Here is a 17066-nt window from a genome sequence, read left to right on the forward strand (position 1 = left end):
CATTTCACAGGCACGGTGGTTGATTATCTCCACTTCTTCCGCCCCGCATTTTTCACACTTTAAGCGAAACCCTATTACTACCTTTCGCTTTATTCCGCAATTCTCAACAAGACTAATCATGAATAACCTCCAAAGAATCAACCTCTACTGCAAGCAGCTATGCTTTACATGCTTTTTATAATGGCTGTAAGTGACTGCGAAAGCCAATTGCTTCAGCAATATGAACAGCTTCAATTTGCTCTGCATGACTTAAATCCGCTATTGTACGAGCTACTTTTATCATACGATCATAACTACGGGCACTTAAATTCATTTTTGTAAAAGCTTGTTTTAGAATCAATTGAGCTTCCTCGGTAAGGTGGCACGTTGCTTTTAAGTGCTTATGACCCATTTGAGCGTTACAGGCAATAGCATACTTCTCCAAGCGCTGTAATTGAATTCTGCGCGCAGCCGACACACGTTCAGCAATTCCTTTCGAACTTTCGGCAGGAATGCTTGTAGTTAGTTCTGTGTAGTTCGGTCTTGGAACATGCACATGTAAATCAATCCGGTCCAATAACGGACCGGATATTTTTTTGATATAGCGCCGTATCTCACTCAGACTGCAAGTGCACTGTTTTTCTGAATCCGTTGCATAGCCACACGGACAGGGATTCATTGCAGCAATGAGCATAAATTCAGCAGGATAGGACAAGGCTGCATTCACTCGTGCTATATGCACCTCACCATCTTCCAGTGGCTGGCGTAGTACCTCCAGTACTGCCCGGGGAAACTCGGGAAGCTCGTCCAAAAAAAGCACACCATTATGACTTAAAGTTACCTCTCCCGGACGGGGAATTGTACCTCCACCGATCATGCCTGCCTGCGAAACAGTATGGTGCGGGCTGCGGAAGGGGCGTGATGTAATGATATGGTGACTCTTAAATAGCCCCGCTGCGCTATATATTTTAGTAACTTCTAATGCCTCTTGCCGTATCATAGGCGGAAGGATAGTCGTTATGCGGCGGGCCAGCATTGTTTTTCCCGAGCCAGGAGGCCCTATCATGAGTACATTATGACCGCCTGCAGCGGCAATCTCAAGTGCCCGCTTAGCTGCCATTTGACCTTGTACTTCCGCAAAATCCTCTTCATGGATTTGCTCTTCAATTGCTTCAAAATTACGCTCAACGGTACCGATGCGCACTTCGCCCCGCAAGTGACTCACAATTTGATCAAGAGCAGCAGGCGCATAAACCGTTATTTTGCCGGCAATGAGTGCTTCTCTGGCATTGTCGGGAGCAACTATTATTTCCGTAAGGCCGCTGGCAATACTATTCATTGCCATAGATAAAAGACCCGATACACCGCGAAGTTTGCCATCCAGCGACAATTCTGCAACAAACGCAGTCCTGGTACAACTAGCCGCAGGAATTTGCCCGCTTGCTGCCAGGATTCCGATAGCAATCGGTAAGTCAAGTCCCGAACTGTCTTTTTTTATATCTGCCGGTGCCAGATTAACGGTTATCCTCCGGGTTGGGAATTCAAACCCTGAATTCGTTATAGCAGCCTTTACTCGCTCTCGTGACTCACGAACAGACGCATCAGGAAGTCCGACAATATCCAGACCTGGAATACCATTAGCAATATCTACTTCTACTGTAATCAGCATTCCATTTAAACCCAATATGGTTGACCCAAACACTTGTGCAAACATAATTTCCACCATTCTTCCTATGAATCGTTCGCTACACTATCGACCAAAAGCATTTGCGATATGATTACTTACGGTCATACCATGCCCAGAATTCGTGACTTCCAAAATATCAAACCGGATAGGCGCATTATGACTATTTATATAATTCAGATAATTAAGAGCCACAGTAATAATCTTACTTTGCTTTCTCCGGTTGACAGCCTGAGCAGGAGTACCATAAAAAAAAGAACTTCGCGTTTTCACTTCAACAAAAACGATTGTCCCGCCTTTTTGGGCAATAATATCAATTTCTCCAATTTTAGTACGAAAGCGACGGGCAAGCAGCTGATAGCCTTGTTTCTGAAGATAGTCTGCAGCCAGTTGTTCGCCTTGTTCTCCAAATTCAAGATGATTCATATTCATTCCCCCTTTGAAGTTATTCCCTAAAAAAAACCAACATCCTGCAAAATAAGGATGTCGGTTTTTAACTAATTAGTGAAAAATTTATCGTTCTACTACATCAGCAATATATAATTGTGCATGCTTAGATAAATCAATTTCAATTAATTGCGTTACCCGCTGTTTATGCTCATCAATCACAATACGAACAACAGGCTGACGTTTAGATTCGCGGGAAATATCAACAACTACTCCAATTTGATTATTATTTAATCTAACAACCGTTCCTATCGGATAAGCCGCAATATTTTCTGCAAATTTCTCGACAAGTTCAGTGTCAAAATAGCTGCCACCTGCCTTAAGAATAATAGCGAGTGCTTCATAAACAGGTATTGCTTTTCGATAAGTAGTATCCGATACGAGTGCATCATACACATCTGCAATGGCAACAATTTGAGCAAAAGGATGAATTTGCTCTTCTCTCAAGCCCCGTGGATAGCCACAGCCATCCAAACGCTCATGATGCTGATATGCACAATGGGCAGACAGCAGGCTGATATCAGGATTCTTACGCAGAATCTCGAAGCCTAAATGAGGATGTTTCCTAATCTCCTCATTCTCAGCAGCTGTCAGACGGCCAGTTTTGTTCACTATATCCGACGAAATTTGCGTCTTGCCTACGTCATGCAGCAATGCCCCGATGCCCAAATCACGAAGGCGCAGTTCATCATATCCCAGCCTAATGCCAGTCATAATAGAAATAATACATACATTTACCGAATGGGTAAACAAGTAATCCGCTTTTGAACGCATATCAATAAAGTTCAGCAATACTCCTGCATTAAGACTAAGTTCGTCAACAAGCATATTGGTGACCTGCTTTGCCTGCGTCGCGTCTACTCCTTTGCCGACCCGGATCTTTTCCAGGATTGCCTTAGAGTTCATGACAGCTTCCATACGGACCTTTTCACTCACTACATCGGGAATATCAATATCGGCGGTTAAATCATCGTCTACATATACATAGGTAAGGTCCAATTCCTGCAGTCTGGCCAAATAATGTTCTTTTAACTCCACTCCGGCGTTGAGCAATATGAGTCCGTCAGCACTGTATAAAGGCTTCGCAAGCTTCATACCGGCAGTTATATTTTCCAGCAAAATCCGGCGCATTGTTACCTCCTATATTGTTGTTGACCTAGTCGTTGGTCAATTCGGAATATGTAAGCCAAAACTTCAGCCACAACCTTGTACAATTCAGGTGGAATCTCTTTATCCAGTTCTACCGCCAGCAGCATCCCCGCCATAGTACTGTTCTGATAAAGTGGAACAGAATGCTGTACGGCTGTATTAATAATTTGTTCGGCAATAAATCCGCTTCCTTTGGCCACAATACGGGGAGCACTGTCTTTATCCTCTCTGTACCGTACTGCTACAGCCTGCTTCGGCTTAGGAATGTGTTTTCCTTCTCTATCGATGATTCCCACTCCCTTACCGGTGAAATAAACTAAAAAAGAGCTAGTTCTTGCGTTGTGGTTAACATTGATTTCACAGGCTCAAAACTCTTGCGATGAATTGGGCAAGGACCAAAGCGATGCAGTGCCGCCTGATGTTCTTTCGTTGCATACCCTTTATTCTTAGCGAATCCGTATTCGGGAAAAAGCCTGTCATATTCCAGCATTAACCGGTCACGCTCCACCTTTGCCACAATAGAAGCAGCTGCGATGGAAGCACTAAGTGCATCGCCGTTAATTATGGATTGATAAGGAATCTTTAGTTCCCGTAAGGGTACCGCATCAATAAGTGCCGCCTGTGGCTGTAGCGTAAGATTTGCTAAGACCTGATACATTCCTTGGACAGTAGCCTGATAAATATTGATTTCATCAATTGTGCCAACATCAATAACCGCATACTCAACTGATAATGCGCAGTTATGAATGGCAGTATATAGTTCTTCCCGGCGAGCCGGGGTTACTTGCTTGGAATCATTTAATTCGGGCAATTGGCACTCAGCGGGAAGTACAACAGCACCGACCACTACCGGACCAGCCAGCGGACCTCTGCCAGCTTCATCTACTCCGGCAATATACTGGTACCCTTGCGCATAGAGCTCACGTTCGAAAGCATATAAATGACGGATTCGCTCTTGCTCTGCGGCAATTCTTTCTCTTTTTTGCTGCCACCGGCTAATTAGCTTAGCAATCGAAATACGATTATCCGCTTTCAACCTTCCAATCAATTCTTCGTCACAGTCTTGCTGCAGCAGACGGGCAACCTCATTTACCGTTAGGTTTGAAATATTCAAGGGTATCCTCCATACTTAGGCTAGTACAACTATAAGTTAGTTATATTCTTGCCGCAGCCGATAAATCCTTTTTAGTAACCAAAAAACAAATAGACTGGCAATAACTGCCAGTCTATTATTCGTCATTCGTAGTAACCTTGTCCAAGGTGAATTGACCGAGTTTTCCCGCTCGGAATTCATTTAAAATAATCCGGCGTACTTTTTCAAAATCGACAATCCCACCGCCTCGCAAGCAGCCACGGCGCTCGCCTATCAGCCTTAATAAGTCTTCGGCATCTTCCGGGAGTGGAGCTGTAAGATTATATCTTTCAATCAATCGATCGCTATACTGCTCACGTAGCAGCATCAGCAATCGAACAATAACATCTTCCATATCATACACATCATCAGAAATTGCGCCCGTCACCGCAAGCTTGAAGGCTACTTCCTGATCTTCGAGTTTAGGCCATAACACGCCGGGAGTATCAAGCAACTCCAGATTCTTGCCTATTTTAATCCATTGTTTACCTCGGGTAACACCTGGTTTATCAGCGGTACGCACAGTAGCAGTCCCCAATAACTTATTAATTAAAGAGGATTTGCCTACATTCGGAATTCCCAGAATCATCGCTCGGACTGCTCGTGCCCTCATGCCTTTTGCTTCCCAGGCCTTTATTTTGATACTGGCCGCTGCCTCAACCTGATTAACAAGCATTTTGGCCCCTTTACCGCTAACCGCTTCCAATGCAACTACCTGGAAACCCTGTCCGCGAAAATGGCGTATCCATTTCTCCAGCTCTTCCGGCTCTGCCAAATCGGCCTTATTCAAAGCCACAATACGCGGCTTTTGTTCTACGACTTGATCAATTACCGGATTAGCACTACTGATAGGAATACGTGCATCCAGTAACTCCACTACCACATCAACAAGTTTTAAATGCTCCCGTATCATACGGTGCGCTTTCGCCATATGACCAGGAAACCAATTTATATGCACGGAAACACGTCCTTTACCTTAACGGCTTTTTCTTCATTAGTGTGCAATTAAGGAAGGGTTTTTATGTGATCAAGAGGCCAGAAAACCATGACCGCTTTTCCTTTAACCATATCTAACGGCACAAAACCAACATCCCGGAACCGGCTGTCTTCTGAGTTGTTCCGGTTATCACCCATAACAAAAATAGTTCCTTCCGGAACAGTCGCCAGAGGATAAGATCCCCGGGTCTTTTCCAGTATATATGTTTCATTTAAGAGCTGACCATTTAGAAAAAGTCGTCCGTCCTTAAGCTCAATCGTGTCACCGGCAACAGCAATAACTCGTTTAATAAAGTCACGGCTAGGATCGCGGGGATAACGAAAAACCAGTACATCCCCTCTTTCGGGCTGCTTAAAATGATAGATAAACTTATTAACCACCAGTCGCTCACTATTGACCAGTGTAGGACGCATGGATGGACCTTCAACCATATAAAGCTCAACAATAAAATATCTGATAAAAAAGGCCAGTACAAGGGCAATCAGAATTGAAACAACCCAGTCTTTAACTTCTTGGCCTAATGCACTGTTGCTCAAAGTAATCCTCCTTACCAAATGAAGAATAGGGACTGTATACAGTCCCTATTATGATACTAACGTCTTTCTTTAATACGCGCTGCTTTACCGGTAAGATTACGAAGGTAGTATAACTTAGCCCGACGTACGATACCTTTGCGCATTACTTCGATTTTGTCGATACGGGGAGAGTGAACTGGGAATGTACGTTCAACGCCAATATTGTAAGATACACGTCTTACAGTAAAAGTTTCCCGAACGCCTCCACTTTTACGATTGATAACAACGCCTTCAAATACCTGAATACGTTCGCGAGTTCCTTCAATAACCTTTACATGGACACGAACGGTGTCTCCTGGTCTGAAAGAAGGGATGTCCTGACGAAGTTGTTCTTGTTCGAGAGCTCTGATAATATCCACTATATTTCCTCCTTATACTTGATGTTCGTACCCTGCTCCTATTGGCAGGCAGCGGACCATCCGTATTACACGTCAATTATTGTAACATATACTTAAGCATAGCACAAGCCCTTGGCCTAACTCTGCCACCAGGCCTCACCCTGAAGACGGTCCAATATGATTGCCACGGCAGACCGTACAGGGAGATGATTATAGTCACCCGGTCCATAGATGGGTTCCAGTATATAATCGAACTTTTCCATTACGGATTGCTCAATTCCCCAGCCAGTACCAAACAGCAGCAATACAGGCCGTTCTCCCTGGTTGATTACCTGGCGCATGGCAGGATAAGAAATTGTATTGGCATATTTCCTTGCATCAGTTGTTACAATGTACGGCGCTATGCCTTCCAGTTGCTCTACTGCTGCTGCAGCCTGCTCAATAGACGGGCAGATCTCCAAAATACGGAATGCTTCCCGCCGATCCGGATTATATTGACTGCCGAACCCATTACGCCAGTGATCAATAATTTCTTGCGCCAAATTTACCTGGCTTTCAATATGATGAATCACAAAATATTGTTTCACATCATAGGTTCTGGCAGTTCGGGCAATATCATGAATATCAAAGTTAGTGATTGCTGTAGTAACAATCTCTTCACGCTTATTGTAAATGGGGTAATGAACTAATCCAATATATAGCGATGCCGACACGTTAGCCTCCAAATTGTTCTTCCCGTATTTCTGCCAGCAATTTTTGATCACCAGGATCTAGCTTAGCAGACTCTAGTAAATCAGGCCTCCGCAGTAAGGTGTTCTTAAGCGATTGCTTGCGGCGCCATCGGGCAATTTTAGCGTGATCGCCGCTGACCAGGATATCTGGTACCTGCCAGCCGCGAAATTCGCGTGGTCTTGTATATTGAGGATATTCAAGAAGCCCATTATAAAAAGAATCCTGCTCTGCAGAATCACTCGCCCCTAATACTCCCGGCAACATTCGGGCCACTGCATCTACCACAATCATTGCCGGTAATTCTCCCCCGGTTAATACAAAATCTCCAATTGACAACGCTTCATCAACCAGATGATCCCGTACCCGCTCGTCAATACCCTCGTAATGACCACACAATAAAATTAGCTGTTCATACGTAGCTAACTCTTTTGCTTTTTCCTGCGTAAAGGTTGTTCCGCCGGGGCACATGAGAAGAATCCTGCATTTTTCTTTGCTGCTCTTTTCTAGAATATCCTCAACAGCAAAAAAAATGGGATCAGGCTTCATGACCATACCGGCGCCTCCGCCAAAAGGAGTATCATCAACAATCCGATGTTTATCCCTGGCATAATCCCTGGGGTTCGTAATAACAGTATCCAGTATTCCCGCTTCACGGGCCCTTTTAATGATACTATGTCCAAAAGGGCCATCAAACATTTCCGGAAACAAGGAAACAATGTCAATCCTCATGATCATCCCATTCTTCCTGGAGCTTTACAATCATTTTTTTCCCTGGAATATCAATTTGAAGCACTACCTCTTTTAAGGCAGGAATCAACAATGGCTTTTCATTTTTTCTTTCTGCAACATAAACATCATTACTGCCTGTTTGCAGAATATCCGTTATCTCACCTAAGTGTTCGCCGGTTTCGGTATAAACCGACAAGCCGATAATATCAAAAAAGTAGTAGTGCCCTTCAGGCAATACCACTGCATCTTCACGTCTTACTTTTATTAGTTTGCCCCGCAGCAGTTCTGCATCATTCATGGTATCAATGCCGCGGAATTTAACCAAAACAAACTGTTTATGAAATCGGGCACTTTCGACAGTCAGTTTTGCCCCATCATCAGTATACACCGTTTTTAATTGGTGAAACCGATCGGGAAAATCAGTAAGCGGAATAACACGGACGTCACCCCGCACACCGTGCGGGGCACCTATCTTTCCGATAATGACTTTATCATCAGCCACGATTAGCTACGAAAGGCAATGACTTTGCCGTCTTCCAGTAAAATCTCACTGCCCATTAATTTGTGTAAATCATCGCCAACACTTACGGTGATAAAACGCTCCATAGTTCCCTGAACAATTTCAGCACCAATTTCAAGTTGAGCAGTTTCTTTCAATTTTTCTGTCATATGATTCTTAAATTCAAAGCGCTTCTGCTTTTCCTCTTCAATTTGCTGACGTAAAGCTACTAGTCCTTGTGCATCCTGTTTGGCCTGCTCGGCCATTACCCGTTTGGCGTGGAATTCAATTTGCTGCAACTCAATGTCAGCTTTTTTAATACCATCTTGAATTTCAGCTGCTAAACGGGATTTCAGATCTTCCGTCACTTTTGCTTTAATAGTTACCGGGCATTTCAAGGTCATATTATCCATGTCCGCTCCACCTTCTTAGACAATTTCCACTGCTACTTTCTTGTTTTCACGGGTAGCCGCAGCCTTAACTACAGTTCTGACAGCTTTGGCGATCCGGCCTTGCTTACCAATGATTTTTCCCATATCATCAGAAGCTACCCGCAACTCAAGAACAGTGGAATTGTCTTCTTCAACAACTGTTACATTGACTTGATCCGGATTCTTTACTAAAGCTTTGGCGATAACTTCCACTAATTCTTTCATAGTTATTACGCCTCTTTCTTATTACGCTTCAGTTCGTCCCATTTTTTCATGATACCAGTTTTGCTTAATAAGGACTTAACAGTATCGGTAGGTTGAGCACCTTTTTGCAACCAGCTGATCGCTTTGTCTTCATCAATCTTGATTACAGCCGGTTCAGTAGTTGAATCATAGTGGCCCAAAGTCTCGATGGAACGACCATCGCGAGGAGAGCGGGAATCAGCTACTACCAAACGGTAAAAAGGGCTTTTCTTAGCACCCATACGCATTAAACGAATTTTAACTGCCATTTACAATCACCTCCTTTACAAAATGCACTACATGACTATCGCATGAAGGGCAGCTTAAACCCTCCAGGTTTCTTACCAGACTTTTGCATTTCCTGAAACTTCTTCATCATCTTGCGTGCTTCAGCAAATTGCTTAAGCAGCCGGTTTACATCCTGGACCTTCGTCCCGCTGCCGCTGGCAATGCGCTTGCGACGGCTGCCATTGATCAGAGATGGATCACGGCGTTCTTTCTTAGTCATTGATTGAATAACCGCTTCAACGCGTTTTAACTCTTTTTCGTCAAACTCCACGTCTTTCAGCTTTTTCAGGTTTCCCATCCCAGGCAGCATGCCGAGGATTTGGTCTAACGGACCTAATTTACGAACCTGCTGCAGCTGATCCAGGAAATCATCAAGCGTAAACGATTCTTTACGCAGCTTTTTCTCCATCTCCTGAGCTTGCTCAAGATTAATGGAAGTCTGCGCTTTTTCGATAAGGCTGAGGACATCACCCATACCCAGAATACGTGATGCCATCCGGTCAGGATGGAACGTTTCCAGTGCATCCAGCTTCTCACCCATACCGGCAAATTTAATTGGCCGGCCAGTAACTGATTTGATTGACAATGCTGCACCACCGCGGGCATCGCCATCCAGTTTTGTCAGAATTACGCCATCAATGCCTAGTGCCTCATTGAAAGACTCGGCAACATTTACTGCGTCCTGACCGGTCATCGCATCAACAACCAGTAAAATCTCATGCGGTTTTACTTTTTGCTTAATGGATTTTAACTCACCCATTAACTCTTCATTAATGTGAAGGCGGCCGGCAGTATCAATAATAACAACATCACGGGCGTAAGCGTTTGCATGCTGTATTGCTTTTTCAGCAATAGCTACAGGATTCTCCTTATCGCCCAGGGAAAAGACCGGAATATCCAATTGTTCGCCAAGTACTTGCAATTGCTTTATTGCTGCCGGGCGATATATATCAGCCGCTACCAATAGAGGCTTTTTATTTTGCTTTCGCAAGAGATTGGCCAATTTACCAGCCGTTGTGGTTTTACCGGCCCCCTGCAAACCAACCAGCATAATGACTGTTGGCGGTCTGGAGGAAATGCTGATACGGCTCTGTGTGCCGCCCAGCAGCTCGGTTAATTCATCATTAACAATCTTGATTACATGTTGAGCTGGCGTCAGACTTCCCAAAACCTCTTGCCCAACAGCACGTTCTTTAACACGGGCGACAAATTCTTTTGCTACTTTAAAATTAACGTCTGCTTCCAGTAAAGCCATACGTACTTCACGCAGTGCTTCACTTACATCGCTTTCCGATAATTTCCCCCGTCCACGCAGCTTTTTAAATGTTTGCTGCAGCTTGTCGGCCAAACTTTCAAAAACCATGCATACCCGCCTTTCTTAATCCAGCAATTGTTCGAGTTTTTCGAGGGTAAGGTGTATCTGAGGTAGCTCAGCCGCCTCTGGCGGTAGACTATTGATTAAACTATATATTTCTCCGAGTAAATTCCGCTCTCGCTGATACCGTTCAACCAGCTTCAGCTTTGCTTCGTACTCTTCCAAAATTTGCTCGGCACGCCGGGAAATATCATGTACCGCCTGGCGGGAAACGCTTAATTCATCCGCAATCTCCGATAATGACAAATCACGCAAAAAATGCATTTCCAGACAATATTGCTGCTTGTCAGTGAGCAAGGCACCATAAAAATCGAACAACAGGCCAATACGAAATACTCTATCTAGCATCGTTACCAACCTTCTCTGACAAGTAAAAACCCTTTACACATATGATTATAGCTGAGTCTTTCGTGCTTGTCAAGTATATTTACTTGTCAGCAAATAAAGCTTCGGAAAATTCCTGGGGTGTAAAAGGGCGCAAATCATTGACTCCTTCACCAACACCAATCCATTTCACCGGTATTCCCAGCTCTGCCTTTACCGCAATCACCACGCCGCCTTTAGCCGTACCATCCAGTTTCGTCAGTACAACACCGGATAATTGTACGGCATCGCCAAAAATCTTCGCCTGATTGATCGCATTCTGGCCGGTAGTAGCGTCAAGCACCAATAAAGTTTCGTGAGGCGCTTCAGGAATCTCACGGGATACTACTCTGCGAATTTTCTTCAACTCTTCCATAAGATTTGCCTTCGTGTGCAGCCGCCCTGCAGTATCAATAATGACAACATCCGATTTTCGTGCTTTGGCTGCCTGTACAGCATCATAGGCCACAGCAGCAGGATCTGATCCTTCACTGTGTTTGATCACCTCTGCTCCAATCCGGGTTGCCCAGATATCCAACTGATCAATGGCAGCAGCCCGGAAAGTATCACCGGCAGCGAAGAGAACCTTTTTCCCCTGTTCATGATAAAACTGTCCTAATTTACCAATCGTTGTGGTCTTGCCTACTCCATTTACACCAACAACAATAATCACGGTTGGTGCTTCTTCTGCTAGCTGAGTTTCAGCGAGACCGTTTTCTAATATTGCTTTTATGCGTTGCTGAAGAAAAGGCTGAAGCTGTTCGGGTGATTCAATTTCCTTGTTTTTAATACCTGCCCGAATATCAGCCATCAGCTTGTTCGTCGTTTGTACGCCTACATCGGCAGACAATAAAACTGCTTCCAGGTCGTCCAAAAATTCATCATCAATTTTGGCATATCCAGTAACCAATTGCTCAATTTTCTCTGTAAAACTTTTACGGGTTTTCTCTAATCCTTGTTTGAGTTTATCAAAAAATCCCAAGTTGTACCCTCCTTATTTGACTAAACAGCTTTATCCATAAATTTGACAGAAAGCAGCCGGGAAATACCCGACTCTTCCATGGTTACACCTTGCATGACGTCAGCGGCCTCCATTGTTCCCTTCCGGTGAGTAACCACGATAAACTGTGTATCTTTTGCATAATCACGCAAAAAGCTGCTGAAACGCTCAACATTCGCTTCATCCAGAGCCGCGTCTATCTCATCAACTACACAGAAGGGCGCAGGCCGGTACGCCAGAAACGAAAATAGCAGCGCAATGACTGTCAGTGCTCGCTCACCACCGGACAACAGCGATAAGTTTTGCTGTTTCTTTCCTGGCGGCTGAACCAGGATATCAATTCCTGTTTCTAAGACATTCTCCGGTTCCAGCAATTGCAGTTTAGCTGTCCCTCCACCAAAAAGGCGGGAAAAAGTTTCGCCGAATTTTTCATTAATAACGGCAAATGCAGTTGTAAACTGTTTGGACATTGTCTGGTCTATATCCCGGATAATCGATACCAAATAATCTCTGGCAGACCGCAGATCCCCGCTCTGCGTATGTAAAAAATGCTGTCTTTCAGCTAAACGCTCATATTCTTCCACTGCTCCAGGATTTACCGGCCCCAATTCGGCTATACGCGCTTCCAGGTTTCTGATGCTGCCGCTTATTTCCTCATAAGATCCGGGCCGTAAAAGCAGCTTCGCATCATCTTGCGTTAAACCGAACTGTTCAAGCTGCTCCTGACAATGCGCAGCTTCAAATTGATACTTCGTCATCATAAGCTGCATATCATGTACACGCGTCTGCAGTTCACTGTATTTACGCCGAAAATCCCGAATATCTTTTTCATTCTTTTGTACAGCTGACAGGACATTCATTTTTTTGCTATACATGTTTTGACGCTCGGTCTGATAGATACTCTTTTGCTCTGCAACCTCACTTTGTAATACCGTAAGCTGAGCAATCTCTTCCTCAGCACAAGTAATCTCCGTAGTGGTCCGGACAAGTTCATTACCGGCATCTTCCATTTGTCGCTGCAATTGAGTCAATTGCTCATTATAACCACGGCATTGATAAACCAACGCTTCAATTTGCTGCTGCAAACCCGCTAAAATAATTTTTATTTCCGTTACTTCAATCATAAGTACTTCTTTAGCAGCTTGCAGTTCATTAAACTTCACTTGCCATAATTGGACCTGCCCCTTGTAGTCTGAATCATGCATTTCAAGCCTCTGCACGCTTATGCGGATTTCAGACAAGCGCTGTTGAAGCAACTCGTCCTCCTTGAGAGCAGCCTCTAGTTCCTTCTGCAAGGTCAGTACCGCCTGCTGCATACGGCTGCTGTCACTACTCGCGCGCTCCAATTGCACAGCTAGTTCAGCTTGACGAACATCAGCCTCTTGCTGTTGCCGCGCAAGCGCCCGCAGCTCATGCTCCAGTTCTTGGGCTTGCACTTTTAAATCAGCTTCCTCGGATTTTATAGACTGCCATTTTTCGTTTAATTCAAAATGGCGAACTTTTAGGGCTTCAATCTCATTGACACGGCTTAAGAAACTATTCTCTCTGCGGTTGACACTGCCCCCCGTCAGCGAGCCTCCCGGGTTAATCTGCTGCCCGTCTAATGTGACAATCCGTACCGAAAACGAAGACTTCCGGGCAATCTCCAGTCCTGTATCAATATTTGTTGCCACAACCGTACGGCCCAGCAAATAGTTTAACACTGTTTTGTATTTCACATCACAGCTAACCAAATCGGCAGCAAAACCAACTGCGCCAGGCTGTTCAGCTGCAGTTATTTCCACTGCACGGGGTACAGACGGCTTGATTGTCGTAATCGGCAAAAATGTAGCCCGGCCTAATTTATTGACCTTTAGAAAGTCAATTGCAGCTTTTGCCGCTCCTTCATTTTCCGTTATGATATGCTGCAAGGCACCGCCTAAGGCAGTTTCAATTGCTACTACAAATTGATCATCAACAGTAAAAAGTTCGGCAACCGCTCCACACATTTGATTGCGCCAAGGGCTCCGCGTTTTGAGCAGCTGCTTAATGCCACGTCCAAATCCATCATATTCTTCCTGCATTTGTGTCAAAATCTTTAGCCGAGAAGCTGCCTCCTGCAATTGTCCGGCTAAGCTTCGTTCTGCTCTTATGGCCTCCTGTAAATTCTTATCGAGAACAAGCTTCCGCTCGTCGGCCATACGTTGAACACCAAGCAGTTCATTCTTACAGCTAGTCAGTTTTTGCTGTTCCTCTGCCAATAATCTGCTGTTTTTTTGACTTTCACTAAGCTGCTCAGCGTATTGAGCTTGCTCTTTTTCCAGGCTTGCCTTACGGAGCAGTAATCTTTCCCGGTCCCGTTCGGCGCCTCGCAGCTCATTTCGCTCATTGGCGATGCGCTGAAGCTGAGTAAAAGTCTGTTCTTTCCCCTCTTCAATTTGCTTGCCCAATAGTTGAGCGGTTTCATTTGTTTGGTCATATTCAGCAGTGAGCTTCTCTAAACGTTCTTCCAACTGGTTTTTTTCCGCTGCCTTAGCAGCTGTATTAGTTTCTTCCTGGCGCAGTTTAGCTTCCAGCTCCTGCCGCAGCTGTGAGAAACGCCCCGATTCCTGGTTAAGCCTCTCCTGAGCCTTAATTGATTGACGAATCCGTTCTGCCAAAACAGCTTTCTTACCTTCGACTCTCTCTAATTCGGTACTGCGTTCTACGATCTCAGCATCTATTTTAATCAGATTCTCTTCAATTGCCAAAAGCTCACTGGCTAAGCGTTCTTTTTCGGCTTCTGCACCAGCCATTTGCGCAGCAGCCGCAAACTCACGGTCCGTAATTTCTGTAGATTCCATTTGGGCACTAGCGATCATCTTTTCCGCTTTTGTCAGCTTATTCATCAGCAGTGTGGCCTGATAAGCAACAAGCTCCTGATGCAAGCTGTTATAAGTACGGGTGCGCTCTGCATTCTCTGCCATTGGCTGCAGCTGCGACTCAATTTCGGTCATGAGATCATCTACCCGGTTGAGGTTATTGCTGGTCTCTTCCATCTTGCGCAGCGCATCTTTCTTGCGCTGTTTAAACTTTGTTATTCCTGCTACTTCTTCAAATAGAGACCGTCTTTCCTCAGGCTTGCTGTTTAATACCTCATCTACTTTATTTTGCCCGATAACCGACATGGAATCCCGTCCCAAACCGGTATCTGCCAATAATTCATGAATATCTTTTAGCCGGCAGGCAGATTTATTAATATAGTACTCACTGTCACCGGAACGGAAAACCCGCCGTGTAATCGTAACCTCATTAAAATCAATAGGCAAACGATTGTCACTATTATCAAAAACCAATGAGACTTCTGCAGCTCCAAGTGCTCTTCGTTTCGTACTGCCTGCAAATATTACATCTTCTGCCTTGCTCCCCCGCAAAGTACGAATGCTTTGTTCACCTAAAGCCCATCGAATAGCATCTGATATATTGCTTTTTCCGCTGCCATTAGGCCCCACAATCGCAGTTATGCCGGAGCCAAATTCTACTTCTGTTTTCTCGGCAAAAGATTTAAAGCCATATGTCTCCAATCTGCGCAGTAGCAAACCGATTCCCCCACATACAATGTTATCTCTAAAATTTTACCACGTCCTGCATAGGGTTACAATAAAAAAACCCGTTTGCTTAAAGCAAACAGGTTTCCGAGCAGTTGATAACTACCGTGGCTCAACAATAAAACGAATAGCAGTACGTTCTTCTCCATCGATGTTAATTTCAGCAAATGCAGGAATCGCAATCAGATCAATACCGTTAGGAGCAACAAAACCGCGAGCGATGGCAACTGCTTTAATAGCCTGGTTAACTGCCCCTGCGCCTACTGCCTGCACTTCTGCTGTTCCTTTTTCTCTGAGCACTGCAGCCAGTGCGCCTGCTACAGATTTAGGATTGGATTGCGCTGATACTTTGAGCACTTCCATTACTTAACCTCCTTTGATGGTCAGGGCTAATGCTATACAATATTCAGCGCATTTCCTAAAAATTCCTGCTATTGATCATTTACGTGAAAAATAACATCTTACGGCTCAGAATTTGCTGCGTAGGTCCTTGTTCAATGCTGATTTCGCCTTCTTGCAAACAGCCTTCCATCAGTTTGATTGGCCTTTGGGCCGCTTGCTGCAATCTTTTAAAATAGCAATTGCTAATTCCTCTTATCTTAGAGTGATCCCGCCGGTGATGACGAATAACAAGGGGATCTGATGCAGGTTTTATTACTTCCAGTGCCTTTAGCAGCATCTGAAAAAATAGATATCCATCTACTAATTCTCCAAAAGCCGGATGATAAGGCCCTGCGAGTACCGTTACGCCGTTGTCCAGTTCCTCAGTTGCCTGCAGTCCCGTACGAATGACCGGTATATGATGCTGTTCAAAAAACAACTTTAAGAACGCTGTTTTTTGAATCGCTTCCTCCAATGATAACGGCTGATACTGTCCGCTCAAATAACGTGCCGCTAATTCCGTTTTATCAATAACAATAGTGGGATACACCCGGGCAAAATGAGGCTTGAGGGCAACCGCTTTATTAGCTGTGAACAGCAGACTGTACCAGTCTTCACCCGGCAGCCCGGGCATAATTTGTATGCCAAAAGAAACTCTTCGTCGCTTAAGGATTTCAACAGCCTTTGTTACGTCATCACAACTATGTCCCCGCTGTGCTTCGGCAAGTACTGTCTCATCAAGTGACTGAACTCCAAGCTCGACAACAGTAACACCAAAATTCAACAGGTTTTCAACAATTTCTTCATTAATACAATCAGGACGCGTGGATAAGCGGATGCCGTTGACTTTGCCCTTTTGCACCGCCTGATAGGCCAGGTCAAGCAGTTGCTGCTGCACCTCAAGCGGGAGAGCAGTGAAGCTGCCCCCATAAAAAGCAATTTCCACATGCCTTTGTTCCGTTATTCGCTGCAAATGCACCTCAATGGTGTGCTGCACATAATCGGCATCAACCGTTGTAGTCATGCCGGTTATTTTTTGCTGATTGCAGAATATACATTGATGAGTACAGCCATAGTGGGGAATAAAGATCGGAATAATATAGTGTTTAATAATATTCATCACCCTTATCTTATTGGACGGTACTCTCCCAAATAATA

At 44.6% G+C, this 17066-nt stretch carries 20 protein-coding genes; all 20 read right to left on the reverse strand.

Annotated elements, in window-relative coordinates; translation table 11 throughout:
- Positions 1–175 precede the first annotated feature (175 nt).
- The 20 genes from RTR76_RS12280 to RTR76_RS12375 all read right to left on the reverse strand — a co-directional run bounded on the left by RTR76_RS12280 (position 176) and on the right by RTR76_RS12375 (position 17028).
- Positions 176–1693, reverse strand: coding sequence for a YifB family Mg chelatase-like AAA ATPase (locus tag RTR76_RS12280; protein WP_312521064.1), 1518 nt, complete (start codon positions 1691–1693; stop codon positions 176–178).
- A gap of 36 nt (positions 1694–1729) precedes the next feature.
- Positions 1730–2089: a YraN family protein gene (locus tag RTR76_RS12285; RefSeq protein WP_312521066.1), complete on the reverse strand. Its 360-nt coding sequence runs from the start codon at positions 2087–2089 to the stop codon at positions 1730–1732.
- Positions 2090–2176: 87 nt separating this feature from the next.
- Positions 2177–3241: an HD-GYP domain-containing protein gene (locus RTR76_RS12290; RefSeq protein WP_312521068.1), complete on the reverse strand. Its 1065-nt coding sequence runs from the start codon at positions 3239–3241 to the stop codon at positions 2177–2179.
- A gap of 2 nt (positions 3242–3243) precedes the next feature.
- Positions 3244–3555 (reverse strand): EscU/YscU/HrcU family type III secretion system export apparatus switch protein, encoded by a 312-nt coding sequence (locus RTR76_RS12295; RefSeq protein WP_312521070.1) that lies wholly within the window; start codon positions 3553–3555, stop codon positions 3244–3246.
- A 20-nt stretch (positions 3556–3575) separates the two neighbouring features.
- Entirely contained in the window at positions 3576–4373 is a 798-nt protein-coding gene (locus tag RTR76_RS12300) for a ribonuclease HII (RefSeq protein WP_312521072.1), read from the reverse strand.
- Between the two features lie 115 nt (positions 4374–4488).
- The gene (gene ylqF, locus RTR76_RS12305) at positions 4489–5349 is read right to left on the reverse strand and encodes a ribosome biogenesis GTPase YlqF (protein ID WP_312521074.1); all 861 of its coding nucleotides are present in this window, start codon (positions 5347–5349) and stop codon (positions 4489–4491) included.
- 47 nt (positions 5350–5396) lie between these two features.
- The gene (gene lepB, locus RTR76_RS12310; RefSeq protein ID WP_312521076.1) at positions 5397–5924 is read right to left on the reverse strand and encodes a signal peptidase I; all 528 of its coding nucleotides are present in this window, start codon (positions 5922–5924) and stop codon (positions 5397–5399) included.
- A 56-nt stretch (positions 5925–5980) separates the two neighbouring features.
- Positions 5981–6322, reverse strand: a complete 342-nt coding sequence (rplS, locus tag RTR76_RS12315; RefSeq protein WP_312521078.1) for a 50S ribosomal protein L19 — start codon at positions 6320–6322, stop codon at positions 5981–5983.
- Between the two features lie 116 nt (positions 6323–6438).
- Positions 6439–7014 (reverse strand): RNA methyltransferase, encoded by a 576-nt coding sequence (locus RTR76_RS12320; protein ID WP_312521080.1) that lies wholly within the window; start codon positions 7012–7014, stop codon positions 6439–6441.
- 1 nt (position 7015) lies between these two features.
- The gene (trmD, locus tag RTR76_RS12325; protein ID WP_312521258.1) at positions 7016–7762 is read right to left on the reverse strand and encodes a tRNA (guanosine(37)-N1)-methyltransferase TrmD; all 747 of its coding nucleotides are present in this window, start codon (positions 7760–7762) and stop codon (positions 7016–7018) included.
- The gene (gene rimM / locus RTR76_RS12330) at positions 7752–8264 is read right to left on the reverse strand and encodes a ribosome maturation factor RimM (RefSeq protein WP_312521082.1); all 513 of its coding nucleotides are present in this window, start codon (positions 8262–8264) and stop codon (positions 7752–7754) included. Before rimM ends, trmD begins: the two co-directional genes overlap by 11 nt.
- Before the next feature lie 2 nt (positions 8265–8266).
- A complete protein-coding gene (locus RTR76_RS12335; RefSeq protein ID WP_312521084.1) occupies positions 8267–8674 on the reverse strand; it encodes a YlqD family protein in 408 nt (135 codons plus the stop codon).
- 15 nt (positions 8675–8689) lie between these two features.
- Positions 8690–8917: a KH domain-containing protein gene (locus RTR76_RS12340; RefSeq protein ID WP_312521086.1), complete on the reverse strand. Its 228-nt coding sequence runs from the start codon at positions 8915–8917 to the stop codon at positions 8690–8692.
- Positions 8918–8922: 5 nt separating this feature from the next.
- Complete coding sequence (rpsP, locus tag RTR76_RS12345; protein ID WP_312521087.1) at positions 8923–9204, reverse strand: 30S ribosomal protein S16; 282 nt, start codon at positions 9202–9204, stop codon at positions 8923–8925.
- A gap of 35 nt (positions 9205–9239) precedes the next feature.
- A complete protein-coding gene (gene ffh, locus RTR76_RS12350) occupies positions 9240–10586 on the reverse strand; it encodes a signal recognition particle protein (protein ID WP_312521089.1) in 1347 nt (448 codons plus the stop codon).
- 15 nt (positions 10587–10601) lie between these two features.
- Complete coding sequence (gene ylxM, locus RTR76_RS12355) at positions 10602–10946, reverse strand: YlxM family DNA-binding protein (protein WP_312521091.1); 345 nt, start codon at positions 10944–10946, stop codon at positions 10602–10604.
- A gap of 79 nt (positions 10947–11025) precedes the next feature.
- Entirely contained in the window at positions 11026–11943 is a 918-nt protein-coding gene (gene ftsY / locus RTR76_RS12360; RefSeq protein ID WP_312521093.1) for a signal recognition particle-docking protein FtsY, read from the reverse strand.
- 20 nt (positions 11944–11963) lie between these two features.
- Complete coding sequence (gene smc / locus RTR76_RS12365) at positions 11964–15518, reverse strand: chromosome segregation protein SMC (protein WP_312521094.1); 3555 nt, start codon at positions 15516–15518, stop codon at positions 11964–11966.
- A gap of 111 nt (positions 15519–15629) precedes the next feature.
- Positions 15630–15890 (reverse strand): stage V sporulation protein S, encoded by a 261-nt coding sequence (locus RTR76_RS12370; RefSeq protein WP_312521095.1) that lies wholly within the window; start codon positions 15888–15890, stop codon positions 15630–15632.
- A gap of 79 nt (positions 15891–15969) precedes the next feature.
- Positions 15970–17028, reverse strand: coding sequence for a radical SAM protein (locus tag RTR76_RS12375; protein WP_312521097.1), 1059 nt, complete (start codon positions 17026–17028; stop codon positions 15970–15972).
- Positions 17029–17066: the final 38 nt, after the last annotated feature.

The organism is Anaerospora sp., assembly GCF_032013335.1.
Lineage (GTDB): Bacteria > Bacillota > Negativicutes > Sporomusales > DSM-15969 > Anaerospora.